Source organism: Gracilibacillus dipsosauri (assembly GCF_003176895.1).
GTDB classification, from domain to species: domain Bacteria; phylum Bacillota; class Bacilli; order Bacillales; family Amphibacillaceae; genus Gracilibacillus; species Gracilibacillus dipsosauri.
In genome coordinates this window covers 509,391-524,229 of the sequence record NZ_QGTD01000005.1, presented here as the reverse complement: position 1 = coordinate 524,229, position 14,839 = coordinate 509,391, and the positions used below count along the sequence as shown (strand labels likewise).

The following is a 14,839-nucleotide window of genomic DNA, read 5'->3' as shown; positions in this document are numbered from 1 at the left end:
AAGGGATAGCTCCTTTCTCCCATCAAGACCGATAATTCACCACTATAATCCCTGATGCCACCATCACGATAGCTCCGAAGATCATCACATTTAACGCTTCCCCATCGATAAACATCGCCGAGAACAATACGCCAGCTACAGGAACAATAAATTTATACATACTGATTTTACCTGCAGCCTGATATTTTAATAACGAATACCATAATCCAAAGGCAATGGCTGACAATAAGGCGGAATAGAGTAACAATCCCCAACCTAAAGGGGTAAAAACAATGGAGCCCTCCTGCAATTGAGGGTAGCCGACCAAGAGTAATAAAATAGCGCCTATCGTTAACTGCCATCCAGTGATAGCAAAAGGATGAATACCAGTCGCTAATTCCTTTGCCATAATGGTCGCAATTGCACTAGTTAACCCTGCCAAAATCATGTACCCTTCTCCATTCCATTGAAAGGAGATTGCAAAGGATTGTCCCCAATTCGCGAGGACAATTCCAATAAATCCTGCGATAATGCCAAGCCATTTTTTTCGATCTAACCGATCATTGTTATAATAAAAATGGGCAAGCAATACAGTGAAAAAGATCCCACTTGAGGATAGGATAGCTCCCTGCATGCCAGATACGATGGCTAATCCATTATAAAAAAAGTAATATTGTAAAGCTGTTTGAATAATTCCTAATAGAGTTAATACTAGTAATTGTCTTTTCGTGATTTTTAATTTTCTAATATCCATAAAGGCTAGTAATACTAGCACAATGATACCTGCTATTAAAAAGCGAATCCCAGCGAAAACCATTTTAGCCATCACATCGTTCGGTGCCATTTGTAATTCGACATAGCTCACTTTCAAAACAGGAAAGGCACTTCCCCAAAGAATCGAACAAAAAATGGCAATCATGATCGCTGACCATGGCTTAATTAAGAACTTTTTCAACATAAGTCATCTCCATATTCTTATAGTGCAAATAATAATCATATCTCTTTGATTTTGAATAGGCAAGCTTTCTGTTTATGATCTGGAAATTGGATTATTATGCTATAATTGTTTTCAGATTTTGGTAAAATTTCTAACTAAAAAACAGAAGAGAAATTAGTAGGGATGAGGCGTACAAATGAAAAATATTTTTAATCCATTACATTTACAAGAAATTTTAAACCGTATTGACAAATTAAGCCCAGATTCAAAATCCAAATGGGGTAAAATGGATGTTGCCCAAATGTTAGCACATTGCTCAGCCTTTCAAGATATTGCAATGGGACAATCTCATCCAGCGCGAGGTTGGTTAGGAATATTCATAGGAAATCTTGTGAAACCGATGTTTTATAACGACAAGCCATTAGCCCAAAATATGTCCACCATTCCGACCATTTTGATTGTCGAAGAAAAAGAATTTGAAACAGAGAAGGAAAAACTGAAGGGGAAAATAATAACCTTCCAGAATAATGGCCCAGAGAAGTGTACGACTCATCCACATCCTTTTTTCGGTAAACTTACTCCTGAGCAATGGGGAAAAGGAATATATAAGCACCTTGATCATCATTTAAAACAGTTTGGAGTGGGAGAATAATCATCTTTTTCTCTATCACATTACACTATGATCATATAATCTTCTTCACATCCTCTTTCTTCTGTACGGGTACAGTGGCAAAAACCGAGCATATCGATCTTTTATTCCATTTATTATAATAGAATTTAAGGGTAGCAGTATGAAAAAGAAGGCCTTCTGATCCGTTTGTTTAGCTACCTAAACCAAAAAAGCACTTGGTAGAAAAGAGGTTAGATGATGAGGAGTTCATGGAGTAAATTTAAAAAAATTGGGCCAGTATTGCTTCTCCTATGTATCATGCTTATAGGTTGTTCAGAGGATAACTCTCAACCTACTCAACCTAAAGAAAATCAAGAAACCACAATTACAGAAGACCTTGCCAAACTGAATGATCAAGTAAATGCTGAAGCTGAAAAATCTCCTACCCATATTACTAGTCAAGACAAGTCTATTGGATTGACCCAATTAACTGACAAAGTATGGGTACATACATCCTATAATGAGTGGAAGGGCACCAAAATTCCCCACAATGGGTTAGTTGTTACCACTGACAAAGGGGCGGTCTTGATTGATACTGCATGGGATACAGAGGGGAATCATCCAAAAACGAAAGCTTTATTACAAATGATTCAAAAACATTTGAAGAAAAAAGTCGTTCTGGCGATTGTTACCCATGCACATGATGATAGCATTGGAGGAATTCAAGCATTATTAGATAAGAAGATAGAAGTGCGAAGTACAAGTTTGACAGCGAAACTAGCAAAAGAAAATGGATATCCTTCGCCAAAACCGATACTCGATGAAAAACCGATGATGAAAATAGGTGACACCGTTATAAAGACCATGTATCCTGGTGAAGGCCATTCAAAGGATAACATTACGGCTTGGCTACCCCAATATAAAATTTTATTTGGTGGATGCTTCATCAAATCATTAGATGCAAAGGATCTTGGAAATCTTTCTGATGCCAATGTAGAAAAATGGGATGACTCTGTTAAAAAAGTAATCGAGAAATATCCACAAGTGAAAATCGTTGTCCCAGGACATGGGGAATGGGGAAATAAGCGACTGCTTTTCCATACGATTGATTTGATCAAACAACATACTGACTAACGAAAGCTTAAAGGTAGCCCTTTTTTAAAATATGTAGGGCTACCGTATGAATATCAAACAGTCACGCATCTCCTGAAAAGTTAGAATTATTTCACCTTACTCCCGTACCGATCCGAAACCCATTTCACCAATTGCTCCTCCGCTTCCTCTACATTGGATGCAGTGAAAGCTGTCTTCTGACTCTCTGGATAATTGGTTGAATAATCATAGAGAGAATCATAATAATAAGTTAGTAGTAGCTCCACTGTCTTGGTAAAATCATGAGCATCTAGATATTCGCCTAGCTCTTTAGAGATGTTGGTTGGTAGCCTTTTTTTAATAATGTGAAAGGCTTCCTTAAATTGTTCTGGATTCAACCATGGCTGATAGTCGTCTAATATATTCCTCACCCGTTCCTCTACTGGCAAATGGACAAAAATCTGCTTGCTATTTTCTTTTTTCTGATCAAACCAGTCCGGAATGACTACTTTTCCAATCCGCTTGCTTTCCCCTTCGATAAATACAAAGCGTTCCTGCTGGACCTCAAGTAATTTTTCAAGTAAAGCAAAATCAAATGAGCGTTGATTGACAGGATTCCTTCCGATATGACCAAAAATCGAGCCACGGTGACCTGCCAATTTTTCCAGATCAATCACTGGATATCCCTTCGCCTTGAGCCGGTCCAGTAAAATGGTTTTACCACTGCCAGTATAACCATTTAAAACGAACAGCTCTGGTTTCATCTCAAACTGATTCAAGCGCTCGACCGTCCATTCTCGATAGGCACGGATTCCACCACTTAACCGCTGGACTTCGATTCCCATTAATCCTAAAACTGTTGTGGCCGTTTTACTCCGCATCCCACCACGCCAACAGAATACGGTAGCTTGCATATCGATTTTTTTAAATTCTCTAATAAAATCCGGCAGCTTTTTAGAAAAGATCTCAAGGCCTTTTTCTTTTGCTGCCTCTGGCCCTTTTTGTTTATAAATGGTACCAACTACTGCACGTTCTTGATCGGAAAATATCGGGATATTCACACTGCCAGGAATCGTCGCTTCCTGATATTCCTTAGGTGAACGTACATCTACTAACACATGATTGTTGTTTGTTTTAAGCTGATACAGTTCATCTGCCTGAATGTCCTCAATCATATTCTGACAATCCTTCCTAATTTGTTTCTAATGAACGGAGATAGTTCCTGATGCTCCATCTAATATTTCTCCAATTATCGCAGCTTCTACTTTTTGTTCCCGTAATTCTGTGAGTAGATCGTCGGCTTGGTCGTTAGAAACAGCGATCAGAAGTCCTCCTGATGTTACCGCATCTGCTAGAATCCATTTATCTATCTGGTCCATTTTTTCTGGGAAGGCTACGACATCTTTAATATGCTGGAAATTATTTTTCGTTCCACCAGGGATGACTCCTTGATCGGCTAATTCCCGTACTCTTGGTAAAACAGGCACCTGCTCCTGATTTATTCGGATTTCTACCTTGCTCTCCTTAGCCATTTCGACGGCATGTCCGAGTAATCCAAACCCTGTCACATCTGTACATGCATGGACCTGATAGTTTTTCATCGTTTCTGCAGCTGTTTTATTTAATGTTGCCATCACTTTTGAAACGCGTTCGATTTCCGTTTCATTTAAAAGATCGCGCTTAATTGCTGATGTCGATATTCCAACACCAATTGGTTTGGTTAAAATCAAACGATCTCCTCGTTTTGCGCCTGCATTTGTTTTGACATAATCTGGGTGTACTGTACCTGTTACGGCTAAACCAAATTTCGGCTCCTGATCGTCAATTGAATGTCCACCAACTAATGTCACGCCGGCCTCAGCCAATTTGTCACTTGCACCAAGCAAAATATCTGTAAGAATCGATTTATCTAAGGTGGAGATGGGGAATGCTACAATGTTTAATGCCGTAATAGGAGTGCCTCCCATTGCATAAACATCGCTAATCGCATTTGCTGCAGCAATTTGACCAAAATAATATGGATCATCTACAATCGGTGTGAAAAAATCTAAGGTTTGAACTAAAGCTGTTGTTTCGTTTAATTGGTATACCCCAGCATCATCCCCTGTTTCGAGCCCAACTAATAAATGAGGGTTCGCTTGAGCTGGTGGGAGCATTTTAAGCACTTGGCTTAGATCGGCTGGACCAATCTTACAGCCACAACCACCCTTTGAGCTTAAAGAGGTTAATTTTATTGAATTTGTCATGTTCACCGCACGCCCTTTCTACAATTTCTATTATGATTAGTTTATCATACCTATATATTTTGATCATTTTAAGTAGATTAAAGGTAGAATCGATTGCAATTTAACGAACTTATGTTCTTGATATGGAACAACTTTTATGCTATCTTTGTTATTAAGAAGAAGAGAGGGTTGTAGTACCATATTCACCTATGATCAAATTCGAGACGAACCAGACGTTTTTACCATGTCCTTTCCGTTCTATCACGTATTAACATTCCATTTTTTGAAAGTGGAATTAAGAAAAGAGAATTGGCATTCTTTTCTTGCATCCTCTAATCCTGTAGCAGTTGCATTATTAAGTAAAATGGACTATAAACAATCTGAGAGAATTCAAGTGAAGAAAGAATTTTTGCGTTTGTTACAACATTAGAGTTAGATCCAGCTAAGATGGAATTAATTCATGGTTTCTTTGAGTCTTATTTAAAACTAGACCGTAATGAGGAGGAGCAGTTAATGGAACATTTACGCGATACAAAGGATGAGTCCTTAGAGGAATTTGTCAAAAAGTTACCAAATTCCTGGCGTGATAAAGGTTTAAGAGAAGGATTAAAAGAAGGAAAAAAAGAAGTTGCAAGAAAATTGATTAATAAAGGTTATAACACAGCTGAAATTTGTGATATTACTGAGCTATCTGAGAATGAAGTGGAAGAATTGAAGGCTTAATCATATCCGGGAGCGCAGGGAAGGTCACGCCCTATTTGTTTGAAGAGTTCCTTTTGCATACTGTTAAATTGTAAAATCTGCTCGGATTTTCCTAATACATAACTAGTTGCTATATTCCTATAACGAAGGATTAAAAGAAAAATGTAGCTGCTTTACGAATCATTTACATCTGGTAATTATCCCGGTGTGTAACTAGTTTCGGTTCTTGACGTACCATTGTGAGATCTATATTAAGCGCACACTAAACAAAGCCTCATATCTTTAGAATATATTAATATAGTGCGAGTTAAAGAGAATGTATGTTTGATACAAATGTGTTACAATTGAATAGGATAGCGTTCTTTTAGGGATAGTCGGCTAATCCCCTTTATGAAAGGGGGTGATGCCTATGGGTATGTATGAAAGTTTAATGGTGTTATTTAGTTTTGGCACCTTCTTGATTGCATTGCTCGCTTTGATTGTATCACTGATCAAACGGAAATAGACCTCCCTATTAACCGCAAAAGAAGTAGGTGAGGTCTATCGATTACCGATAGCCGATCCCTCTAGGGGAACCGCTTATCTATAACCCGTAGTGACAGCTACGGGTTATTAGTATACGCATTTCTTATAATCATTATAACATAAAGAGCAATATCTGTCACAATGTTGCTTCCTTAAAGATTATACATACTTTTTTCCTATAACAAAGGATTAAAAGAAGAATAACTACCAAACTCCCATTCGAGCGGGAAACCTCCTATGACATTTCTTATTTGCTTCACATTCAAATGAATAAACCTCTCGGTCCCCTCCCAATGTACTGTCGATTCTCCATTAATTTGAAGAAGGTTTCCTGCCTCGAAATCAAGAAACAACAAGCCGGTTTGTTTATTTTCTACTAGATTTCCTAGTGTATTAAACATATGATTTCCTGGATAATCTTTGATTAATAGAGTCTGGGGGTCAGCAATATGGACAAATCCAGGTAATCCCCCGCGGTGAGAAGCATCTGCACCATGCTCTAAATGGTGGGTTGCAATAAAAAATGTATCTGCTTCACGTATCATTTCCTTCTGGTCTTTATCTAGGTGTGTAGCTAGTTTCGGTTCTTGGCGTTTCATTGTTTGGAAGCCTAAAAAGGTACGCGATTGTATGAACTTTGGGCAGTTCGAGTACACTTCTCTTGTATCTACAGTAAATCCAGTCCCGTGAACCTTCGTAATGATCCCATTTACTCTCATCCGTTTTCTTGTTTCAAACTCAATGGCTAATATCCCTATCGTATTGCCTGTCTTCAAACCAGCAAATATGGGATCGGAAGGTTGAGGAAGGGCTCGCACGGAAATTGTTTGTGAATCTACTACTTTCACAAAACCAGGCCTTTCATAAACTACAGAAGTCCATACCAAGCCATTGTCATCCTGTAATCCAATAATTAGCATCACCTGTTTTTCAATAAATCTCGCAGCAACATCCACGATATTTTCACGAACAATCTTACTTACACGGGACGCCTCTTCCCTTAAACAAGCTTTTTCTTGCACTTCGATTTCCCCTCGATGATATTTCATCATTAAAAGAACCCACAAGCAGGACCTTCCGTATTATTGTGAGCATGATATGAGGTGCCTGAAGGAGTGTAAATCTCTAATCGAATCCCATCAGGATCTAAGAAAAAGATCCCACCTGATTCAGCTCCTTCTTCATGTGGCGTAATCCCTTGATAAATCATGTTAGTGCCTATATTAACTAGCTTTTCCTCGATCCTTTTGATTGTTTCAATTGAATCTGCCTCAAACGCTAAATGATGAAGTCCTGATTGGTCCTTGGAGAATTCTGTTTGGCTTTGTTCCCATAAAGTGATGGTTATCTTATCGTTATGTCCTAAGAATGCATACTTCTTTCCATTTTCCTTAGATTCTCTTATAATTTCTAGCCCGAAAATGTCTTTATAAAAGGAAAGAGATCTCTCCATGTTTCTTACATTTAGTCCTACATGTCCTGTTTTCATTTAACCACCTCCCACCTAATTTATTTTTGGTATCGACGCTCAGATGCTTTAATTGGATAGTCATTTGCACTCATATCCCTACGCTTCATAAGCCCTTCATCATCGAATTCCCAATGTTCATTTCCATGGGTTCGCATCCACTGATCGGTTTCTGCATCTCGCCATTCGTATTCAAATCGAACCGATATGCGATTTTCTGTGTAACTCCAGAGTTCTTTCATTAAACGATAATCAAGCTCTTTTGCCCATTTTTTCCTAAGAAATTCCTTGATGGCTTCTCTTCCTTTAAAAAATTCAGTACGATTTCTCCATTGTGAATCCACGGTATAGGCTTGAGCTACCATTTCTGGATCCTTTGTGTTCCATGCTTCCTCTGCTGCCTTCACCTTAGCAAGTGCAGTTTCCTGCGTAAAAGGTGGTTTGATGGATTTTGACATTAACATCTACTCCTTTTAAACTAACCACTTATTTTGTTTATAGTGGTTAGTATAGATGATTTTAATTAACTTGTAAATAGGTTATAATATGGTTAGTTCAAAATTTTCAGGAGGATAGTAAATGCCAAACAATGAAACTTTCCCACTTACCTCAAATTACTTATCATTAGATCTAGTTAATACGGAAATTGTAAGAAGAGGAATTCGGCATGACCTGCTTAAGGGGAACTTCGCCGATTGGTTTCAAACAATGCTAAAGGAAGGAAATATAGTGGATGAGCAATTCGATAAAGAATATGTCATATCAGATGGACTCCATGCTCTTCTTGATTTGAGAGAGTTTTTACGAGAAGGGTTTGAACGTATTGTAGATAAGGGAGATCTTGATGACCAATGGGTATCCCATCTAGAATCATTAATCGAAAAAGCGCCCTTTTCTTATAAGCGGATAAAAGAAGGGAGTCTTGTGCCGATTCCAGTCGGGGATTCTTTGGATGCAATAGTTTCCTTAGTAGCATTTGATGCATTGCGATTGTATACCACAGGAGATCTACAAGCACTTAGACGTTGTGCTAACCCAGATTGTGTTTTACTGTTTATCGATAAAAGCGGTAGGCGCAAGTGGTGTTCGATGAAAATATGTGGAAACAGAATGAAGGTTTCCCGGCATAATCAACGCAATGCTAGTGAGTAGGTGTGTTTGAAAAGCAATTATCTTGCAATTAATGGTACTGCCCGTTTACTAGTATCACTAATCAAAGCAAAATATTATCTTCTCGTTCCCAAACTAATTATAATAGAAAAGGAAACATTTGGGAGGTGTAAGGATGGATAAACAACAAATAAAAAAGGATATAATGGATGCAATGCATTTTCGGCATGCAACGAAAAAATTTGATCCAAATAAAAAGATAGCGGAAGAGGATTTCCGCTTTATTCTAGAAACGGGACACCTTTCTCCAAGCTCCTTTGGGATAGAGCCATGGAGATTCTTAGTTATTCAAAGTACGGTATTACGAAAAAAGATTAAAGACACTTCATGGGGTGCAAGAGGTAAAGTAATGGATGCGAGCCATTTTGTCATTTTCTTGGCTAGAACAGCAAAGGATATGAATTATCGTTCCAATTATTTAATGGATCACTACAAAAATGTTCACAACTATCCAGACGAGGCAATACAAAGCATGTTACCAATGATTGAAAACTTCCAAAAAGAGGATTTCGACCTGTTAGAGGATGATCGTCGTTTGGCAGACTGGGCATCTAAGCAAACCTATATTGCATTAGCAAACATGATGACAACAGCTGCACAAATAGGAATAGATTCTTGTCCGATTGAAGGATTTTCCATCGCAGCAATGAACGAATTGCTGCGGAAGGAAGGACTTTTAGAGGACGATCATTTCACGATTTCAGTAATGGCGGCATTTGGCTATCGAGTACAGGATGCCACGCCGAAAAGTAGACGGCCGTTTGAGGATGTTGTGAAATTTGTATAATGTTTTATAAGCCGTGGTGATGGGAGCCGCGGCTCTTCTTAACTTCAGAGCAAATTTGGTTGATTGTCTGGCTATGTTTGTAGATAATGGGGCATATCTACACAGTAATTTTCCAGCTATAATAATGGGGAGATAAATAAAGGGAGGTCTAATATGAAAAGCAAATTATTTCTTATTATTTTTATTGTAATCGTTTTCTTATTGTCTGCCTGTAGTTATGGAGGAGGTTCAGAGGAAGTTAGCTCGGATGATGCCACATCAGACACGTCTAGCGAAGAAACTGAAACAACGGTAAATGAAGATGGAAAATTTGAACCTGCTGTAGAAATTACCACAGCTCGACCAGTAGGCTCTGATTATGTTTTCATTAATGGAGAAAATATTCACCAAAATATTCATAACAAATGGGCGGAGGAATCCTTAGGGATAAAAATAAAGGATCTATGGGAGTCTGCTGACAATAGTGCCTATCATACACAGCTACGCCTATCCCTTACGTCCGATGAAGAGCTACCGGATGCATTTATCGTACAAGATCCTATTCTCATTGATGACCTTATCCAATCAGGTCAAGTGATGGACATTTCAGAGGCTTTTGATCAATATGCATCCGATCGCCTGAAAGAGGTTTACGAGGAAAATAGCTATGCGTTTAATCAGGTAACATATGATGGAAAGGTAATGGGATTACCAATCTTTACTGCAGGAGATGGTACTAGTCCGGTTCTATGGATTAGACAAGATTGGCTCGATCATTTAGGATTAGAGCCACCAAAGAAGATAGAAGAATTTGAATCAGTAATGGAAGCATTCACAAATGATGATCCGGATGGAAATGGTGTGGATGATACATTCGGATTCAGCTTCTCTGGAAGGAATGGCTTTAATAATTGGATGTCTGATGTGAGCTTTGTCTTTGGTGCATATACAGGAAAATATATTCCAGGTACTTACCTAGAAAATGAAGAAGGCAGTCTAGTCTATAGTTCTGTGCAACCAGGAATTAAAGAAGGCTTAAATAAATTAAGAGATTGGTATAGTAAAGGGTATTTAGATCAAGAATTAGCGGTTTTGGATGAGGTAAAGGCAACGGAAGCATTCATTCAAGGAAAATCCGGAATGATCGCTGCACCGTTTTGGGCAGAAGGCTGGCCTTTAGGTGATGTGAAATCAACGAATCCAGATGCGGTTTTAGAAGCTTATTCCCTCCCTGTTGGCCAGGATGGAAAATCAGCTCGTTTCATGAATAGTCTAAATGAGGGGAAAGTGATGATGTTCCGGAAAGGCTTTGAACATATGGACGCATTTTTTCATTATTTTGACAAAATCTATGATAGAATTTTTGAAACAGGAGAATTTGAGCATGGTTTCTTTGAAGGCTATGATTATGCGATGGTAGATGGAGAGGCTGTCTATGATCCTACCAAATTCCCAACCCCTTTAGATCAAGCGGCAACTCCGGGAAAATATACTTTGTTCTGGAATATTCCTGAAATACCATTGAAGTCTTCTGAGGATCATCATTTTATATATGAGGGAAATGAACCAGAAACTAGTGCGCAGAAGGTAATCGCGCAGAGTTCAGAAGCACAAATAAAAGCCGGAGCTCTAAACTATGAGATGAGGGACATTAATACACCAAGTCTATTCCTTGGAGCGCCTACTGAAACAATGAAATCAAGAGGAGAAAATCTAGAAACACTTGAATTAGAAACTTTCGCAAAAATTATTTATGGAGAATATTCGATAGATAAGTTTGATGAATTTGTCGAGGAATACTATTCCAAAGGTGGTAAAGATATTGAAAAAGAAGTGAATGAATGGTATCAGAGTATTAATAAATAAAGAAGAAATCCACTACTTTAAGAGTGGTGGATTTCTAGACTATTTTTAGATTCCCGATATTTTTGGGGGGTCATTTTAAAATGCTCCTTAAATAATCTTATAAAATATTGCGTTTTCTGATAGCCTACCTCCTGAGAAATATCGGCTATTTTCTTATTCGTCGTTAATAATAATGTCACAGCTTTTTTCATGCGTAATTGAAAGATATAAGAGGAAATACTAGATCCTGTTTCTTTTTTGTACCATCTCGACAGGTAGACAGGATGTAAATAAACATGCTCCGCAATCGAATGTAAGGTTACATTTTGTTGAATGTTCTTTGAAATAAAGGCATGAATCTGTGCGATTAAGAAGTTTTTATTCGATGTGTTTTCATTTTCTGTATTACTCAAATAATCCATGCCTTTTTGTATCCAGTTTTTGATATCCTGGGGTGTGCTAATAGTAAACGGATTCTGGATAAAGGTGATATATTCTGGAAAGTAGGTGTGTTGCCTATTATTTTTTGCAGAGATATAGGAAAAACAACTGAAGAAGTAATACATTATTTCCATTAAATGCTGCTGTGTGAAAACAGCGTCTTTTTCCATTTTGTCAAGAATCGCCTCCACCTTTTGATAGGCCTCATTCCATCGTGCAACCTCCATTAAATCGATTAACGAAGGAGCCTCGGTTAGGTGCTGAAAATAGTTGGGTGACCTTGAAGGATCTAAGTTCTTAATCCGATGAACCATCGTATCTTTCTGTTCGGTTAATCGCAAGGTATAGTTAACGATTTGCATATATGTCGAATGGAGATCCCTGTTCAACTGAATAGACTCAGATTGAAGCATGACTATCCGAATGTTTAGTAATGCTTCGATTGTTTGCTTCACTCGCTTCAGCTTCTGTTTCATGAGATCATCAGAATTGGTTAAGTTTAAAGGAATAACGAAATGGAAGAAATGATAGGGATCGATACAGTACCACAGCTGTTCCCTTGTAGGGATAGCTTCATGGAGTATTTCCTCGGTAATATTCATGATCGCTTTTAGATATAGTTCGGAATCTTGGCTATCACCTCTGAAGCTGTTAGTTTTCATCAAAATCGAACTAACGATACAATCACTTCGATAAGGGATATCAAGCTGCAGTTCTGCTAGTTTTTTCGTGAATTCCTTCTCAGAATAGGACTTCCCTTGGAATAATTCGAAAAGGAATTGTCCTCTCAAAAAATGTTGACTTTGTCTATAATTAATTCTCTTAGTAATGAACTCCTTTCTTTTCCTATTTTCCTTCGTAACAGTTTCCATCGTTTTTACTAAAACGCGTTGTAATTCATCAGGCATTATTGGCTTCAGTAGATAGTCCATCACTCCATACTGTATTGCAGATTTTGCAAAATCAAATTCTGAATAACCAGATAACAGAATGATCTTGGTAGGTAGCTCCTCTGAATAAATGAGCTCTAGTAGGTCAAAGCCATTTTTTTCTGGCATCCGTATATCTGTAAGGAGAATAGAAATCGACATATTGGATAATAAATCATAGGCATCATCTACACACGTCGCCCGGTGAATTGCATTTATTTTTAAATCAAAGCTACGTATACAGTCTTCTAAGTAATCCAACACAAAATTTTCATCATCTACCATTAAGATATCCAATTATATAGCTCCTTTCTTAGGGACAAGCTGTCTATTATCTCTGATTTTGGACAACCTAGGAATCGAAATCGTTACCTTCAAACCATTTGGATTTCTTGACTGGATGGAAATGTTCGTTTGCTCTCCATAATAATGAAGAAGTCGTTGGTTAATATTCCATAAACCATAGCTCTCACTCTCGCCAATATTGGGCTGATTAATGGAATGTAAAAGCTGATTGATTTCAAATGATGGAAGTCCTTTTCCGTCATCCTCAATGATTAATCGATAACATTCGTTAGTGGCTTCTCCAGTTACGATGATTTCTCCTGCCCCCCTACGATTATCGATACCATGTAGAATCGCATTTTCGATAATCGGTTGAAGCGTGAGAGGTGGAATGAAGATATGATCCATTTCTTTTGCGATATTTATCTTATAAGTTAATTGACTATTTCGAAGACTTTGAACCTCGAGATAGTTTCTCAAAAAAGATATTTCATCGTGGAGTTCTGTAAGATCTGTATTTTTCTTCGTAATATATCTGTAATACCTTGCAAGATTATTAGCCATCGTGGTGACTGCCTCTGGTGAACGTTTCGCCATTGATACGATGTAGAAAAGGCAGTTATAGAGAAAGTGAGGATTGATTTGAGATTGTAAATGCTTATACTGTGCCTCTCGAGTTCTTAATTTTGCTATATAAACATCTTCTATCAGTGCTTGTATTTTTTGAGCCATGCGATTGAAACGGGAAAAAAGATAGTCAAACTCGTTATTCGCTTGGATGGTAACCCTGGTGTCGTACGCCCCTTTTCCTAACTGATCAATTTTGTTTACTAAATGCTTCATGTTGTATCGTAGATGTCTGTGTAGAAGATAAGCCATTAGAATGCCTGTCATAAACAAAGTAAAAAGGCATAAATAAACTAAATATTTTATATCGTTAAGTGGAGCTAGAAAGCTATCGAGCTCTGTATAGCCTACTATTTTGGCATCAATGGAAGAAATATAACGATAATGTACGGCATACTTGATGTCTTGATTTTCAATGATGAAGGAACCTGAATCTTGATTAAATGATGGCTTTTTTGTGATTTCTGAAATCATTGAGTCATTGATTTCGTTAGTAGCATAACTAGTTTTATCTGATAAATAGATAAAGGAATTGGCATTCCCCGATGCATTAATCAAATCTAAGACATTATCTAAAAATTCAGCAGAAAAACTTGCTTCAACAATAGTGTTAACGTTTTCAAAATGATTAATAGTTAATGGACTCGTTACCATAAAGCCAAAGGTAAGAGAACCACCTGACCATTTAGAGAACCACTTATTTTTTGGAGTATGGATGAAATCATACGCATCATATTCTATTTCTTGATTGGTAGAAATGATCTCATTTGTTTGTGGCCAGTAGATAGTGAATGCATGGTTAGATCCAATCACATTTTGTTGAATTTTTAATTTTTCCTCCACATATTTTCGCTTCAACAGGTGATCGATTCTACTACTAAAGTCATAGGATGTGCTGAAAGATTTAATACTTCTATCGTTGATCAGTAATATACTCATCACTTCTAGCTGGTGTAGATCTTTCTCAAATTGTTCCACCGAGTAGTCTAGCTGTTTTTTCGTGGATTCTTCTAAATTTTTTCGCATAATGGACTCGTTTATTTTTTGTGTAATGGTAAAAAGCACAGAGCAAACGAGAAGTAAAATAAATAAAGCTAATACAAGTTTATTAAAGATTTTGTATTTAATCACTTTATTCCCCCCAGCTATTAAAAATTGGTTATAAATGTGGTCATAGATGTTAATTACCTGTCATAGGTATCGGCTATTTGAGTTGATATAATAATAACAGATGAAGT

Annotated in this window: 16 protein-coding genes; 8 read left to right on the top strand and 8 right to left on the bottom strand. The window is 37.5% G+C overall.

What is annotated here, in order from left to right; all coding sequences use genetic code 11:
• Positions 1-22: 22 nt before the first annotated feature.
• Positions 23-937 (bottom strand): DMT family transporter, encoded by a 915-nt coding sequence (locus tag DLJ74_RS06445; protein ID WP_109983816.1) that lies wholly within the window; start codon positions 935-937, stop codon positions 23-25.
• A 175-nt stretch (positions 938-1,112) separates the two neighbouring features.
• Here DLJ74_RS06445 and DLJ74_RS06440 point away from each other — a divergent pair, with 175 nt between their 5' ends.
• Together DLJ74_RS06440 and bla are read left to right on the top strand one after the other, a co-directional pair.
• Positions 1,113-1,568, top strand: coding sequence for a DUF1569 domain-containing protein (locus tag DLJ74_RS06440; protein WP_109983815.1), 456 nt, complete (start codon positions 1,113-1,115; stop codon positions 1,566-1,568).
• Between the two features lie 216 nt (positions 1,569-1,784).
• Positions 1,785-2,660 (top strand): subclass B1 metallo-beta-lactamase, encoded by an 876-nt coding sequence (gene bla, locus DLJ74_RS06435; protein WP_245902277.1) that lies wholly within the window; start codon positions 1,785-1,787, stop codon positions 2,658-2,660.
• A gap of 86 nt (positions 2,661-2,746) precedes the next feature.
• Here the strand turns inward: bla and mnmH are convergent, their stop codons facing one another.
• On the bottom strand, positions 2,747-3,793 hold the full coding sequence (mnmH, locus tag DLJ74_RS06430; RefSeq protein ID WP_109983814.1) for a tRNA 2-selenouridine(34) synthase MnmH: 1,047 nt from the start codon (positions 3,791-3,793) through the stop codon (positions 2,747-2,749).
• 27 nt (positions 3,794-3,820) lie between these two features.
• Positions 3,821-4,864 (bottom strand): selenide, water dikinase SelD, encoded by a 1,044-nt coding sequence (gene selD / locus DLJ74_RS06425; protein ID WP_109983813.1) that lies wholly within the window; start codon positions 4,862-4,864, stop codon positions 3,821-3,823.
• 136 nt (positions 4,865-5,000) lie between these two features.
• Here selD and DLJ74_RS06420 point away from each other — a divergent pair, with 136 nt between their 5' ends.
• From DLJ74_RS06420 to DLJ74_RS06410, 3 genes are all read left to right on the top strand, one after another.
• Positions 5,001-5,273 (top strand): hypothetical protein, encoded by a 273-nt coding sequence (locus DLJ74_RS06420; RefSeq protein ID WP_109983812.1) that lies wholly within the window; start codon positions 5,001-5,003, stop codon positions 5,271-5,273.
• 83 nt (positions 5,274-5,356) lie between these two features.
• On the top strand, positions 5,357-5,566 hold the full coding sequence (locus DLJ74_RS06415) for a hypothetical protein (protein ID WP_109983811.1): 210 nt from the start codon (positions 5,357-5,359) through the stop codon (positions 5,564-5,566).
• A 388-nt stretch (positions 5,567-5,954) separates the two neighbouring features.
• The gene (locus tag DLJ74_RS06410) at positions 5,955-6,050 is read left to right on the top strand and encodes a putative holin-like toxin (RefSeq protein WP_109983810.1); all 96 of its coding nucleotides are present in this window, start codon (positions 5,955-5,957) and stop codon (positions 6,048-6,050) included.
• Between the two features lie 196 nt (positions 6,051-6,246).
• Here DLJ74_RS06410 and DLJ74_RS06405 read toward each other — a convergent pair whose 3' ends face one another.
• Genes DLJ74_RS06405 through DLJ74_RS06395 form a run of 3 tightly spaced genes read right to left on the bottom strand, consistent with a single transcriptional unit; the run spans position 6,247 to position 7,996 of the window.
• Complete coding sequence (locus tag DLJ74_RS06405) at positions 6,247-7,122, bottom strand: pyridoxamine 5'-phosphate oxidase family protein (protein WP_146202428.1); 876 nt, start codon at positions 7,120-7,122, stop codon at positions 6,247-6,249.
• A complete protein-coding gene (locus tag DLJ74_RS06400) occupies positions 7,122-7,559 on the bottom strand; it encodes a VOC family protein (protein WP_109983808.1) in 438 nt (145 codons plus the stop codon). Before DLJ74_RS06400 ends, DLJ74_RS06405 begins: the two co-directional genes overlap by 1 nt.
• Positions 7,560-7,579: 20 nt before the next feature.
• Positions 7,580-7,996 carry a nuclear transport factor 2 family protein gene (locus tag DLJ74_RS06395; protein ID WP_109983807.1) on the bottom strand — a complete coding sequence of 139 codons (417 nt, stop codon included), beginning with the start codon at positions 7,994-7,996 and terminating at the stop codon, positions 7,580-7,582.
• Positions 7,997-8,117: 121 nt separating this feature from the next.
• Between DLJ74_RS06395 and DLJ74_RS06390 the strand changes: the two genes are divergently transcribed.
• From DLJ74_RS06390 to DLJ74_RS06380, 3 genes are all read left to right on the top strand, one after another.
• Positions 8,118-8,690, top strand: coding sequence for a CGNR zinc finger domain-containing protein (locus DLJ74_RS06390; RefSeq protein ID WP_054788681.1), 573 nt, complete (start codon positions 8,118-8,120; stop codon positions 8,688-8,690).
• Positions 8,691-8,823: 133 nt separating this feature from the next.
• Complete coding sequence (locus DLJ74_RS06385) at positions 8,824-9,495, top strand: NAD(P)H-dependent oxidoreductase (RefSeq protein WP_109983806.1); 672 nt, start codon at positions 8,824-8,826, stop codon at positions 9,493-9,495.
• 153 nt (positions 9,496-9,648) lie between these two features.
• On the top strand, positions 9,649-11,340 hold the full coding sequence (locus DLJ74_RS06380) for an extracellular solute-binding protein (protein ID WP_109983805.1): 1,692 nt from the start codon (positions 9,649-9,651) through the stop codon (positions 11,338-11,340).
• A gap of 17 nt (positions 11,341-11,357) precedes the next feature.
• Here the strand turns inward: DLJ74_RS06380 and DLJ74_RS06375 are convergent, their stop codons facing one another.
• Together DLJ74_RS06375 and DLJ74_RS06370 are read right to left on the bottom strand one after the other, a co-directional pair.
• Positions 11,358-12,986: a response regulator transcription factor gene (locus DLJ74_RS06375; RefSeq protein ID WP_109983804.1), complete on the bottom strand. Its 1,629-nt coding sequence runs from the start codon at positions 12,984-12,986 to the stop codon at positions 11,358-11,360.
• Positions 12,987-14,732 carry a sensor histidine kinase gene (locus tag DLJ74_RS06370; protein ID WP_109983803.1) on the bottom strand — a complete coding sequence of 582 codons (1,746 nt, stop codon included), beginning with the start codon at positions 14,730-14,732 and terminating at the stop codon, positions 12,987-12,989. It lies immediately after the preceding gene.
• Positions 14,733-14,839 lie beyond the last annotated feature (107 nt).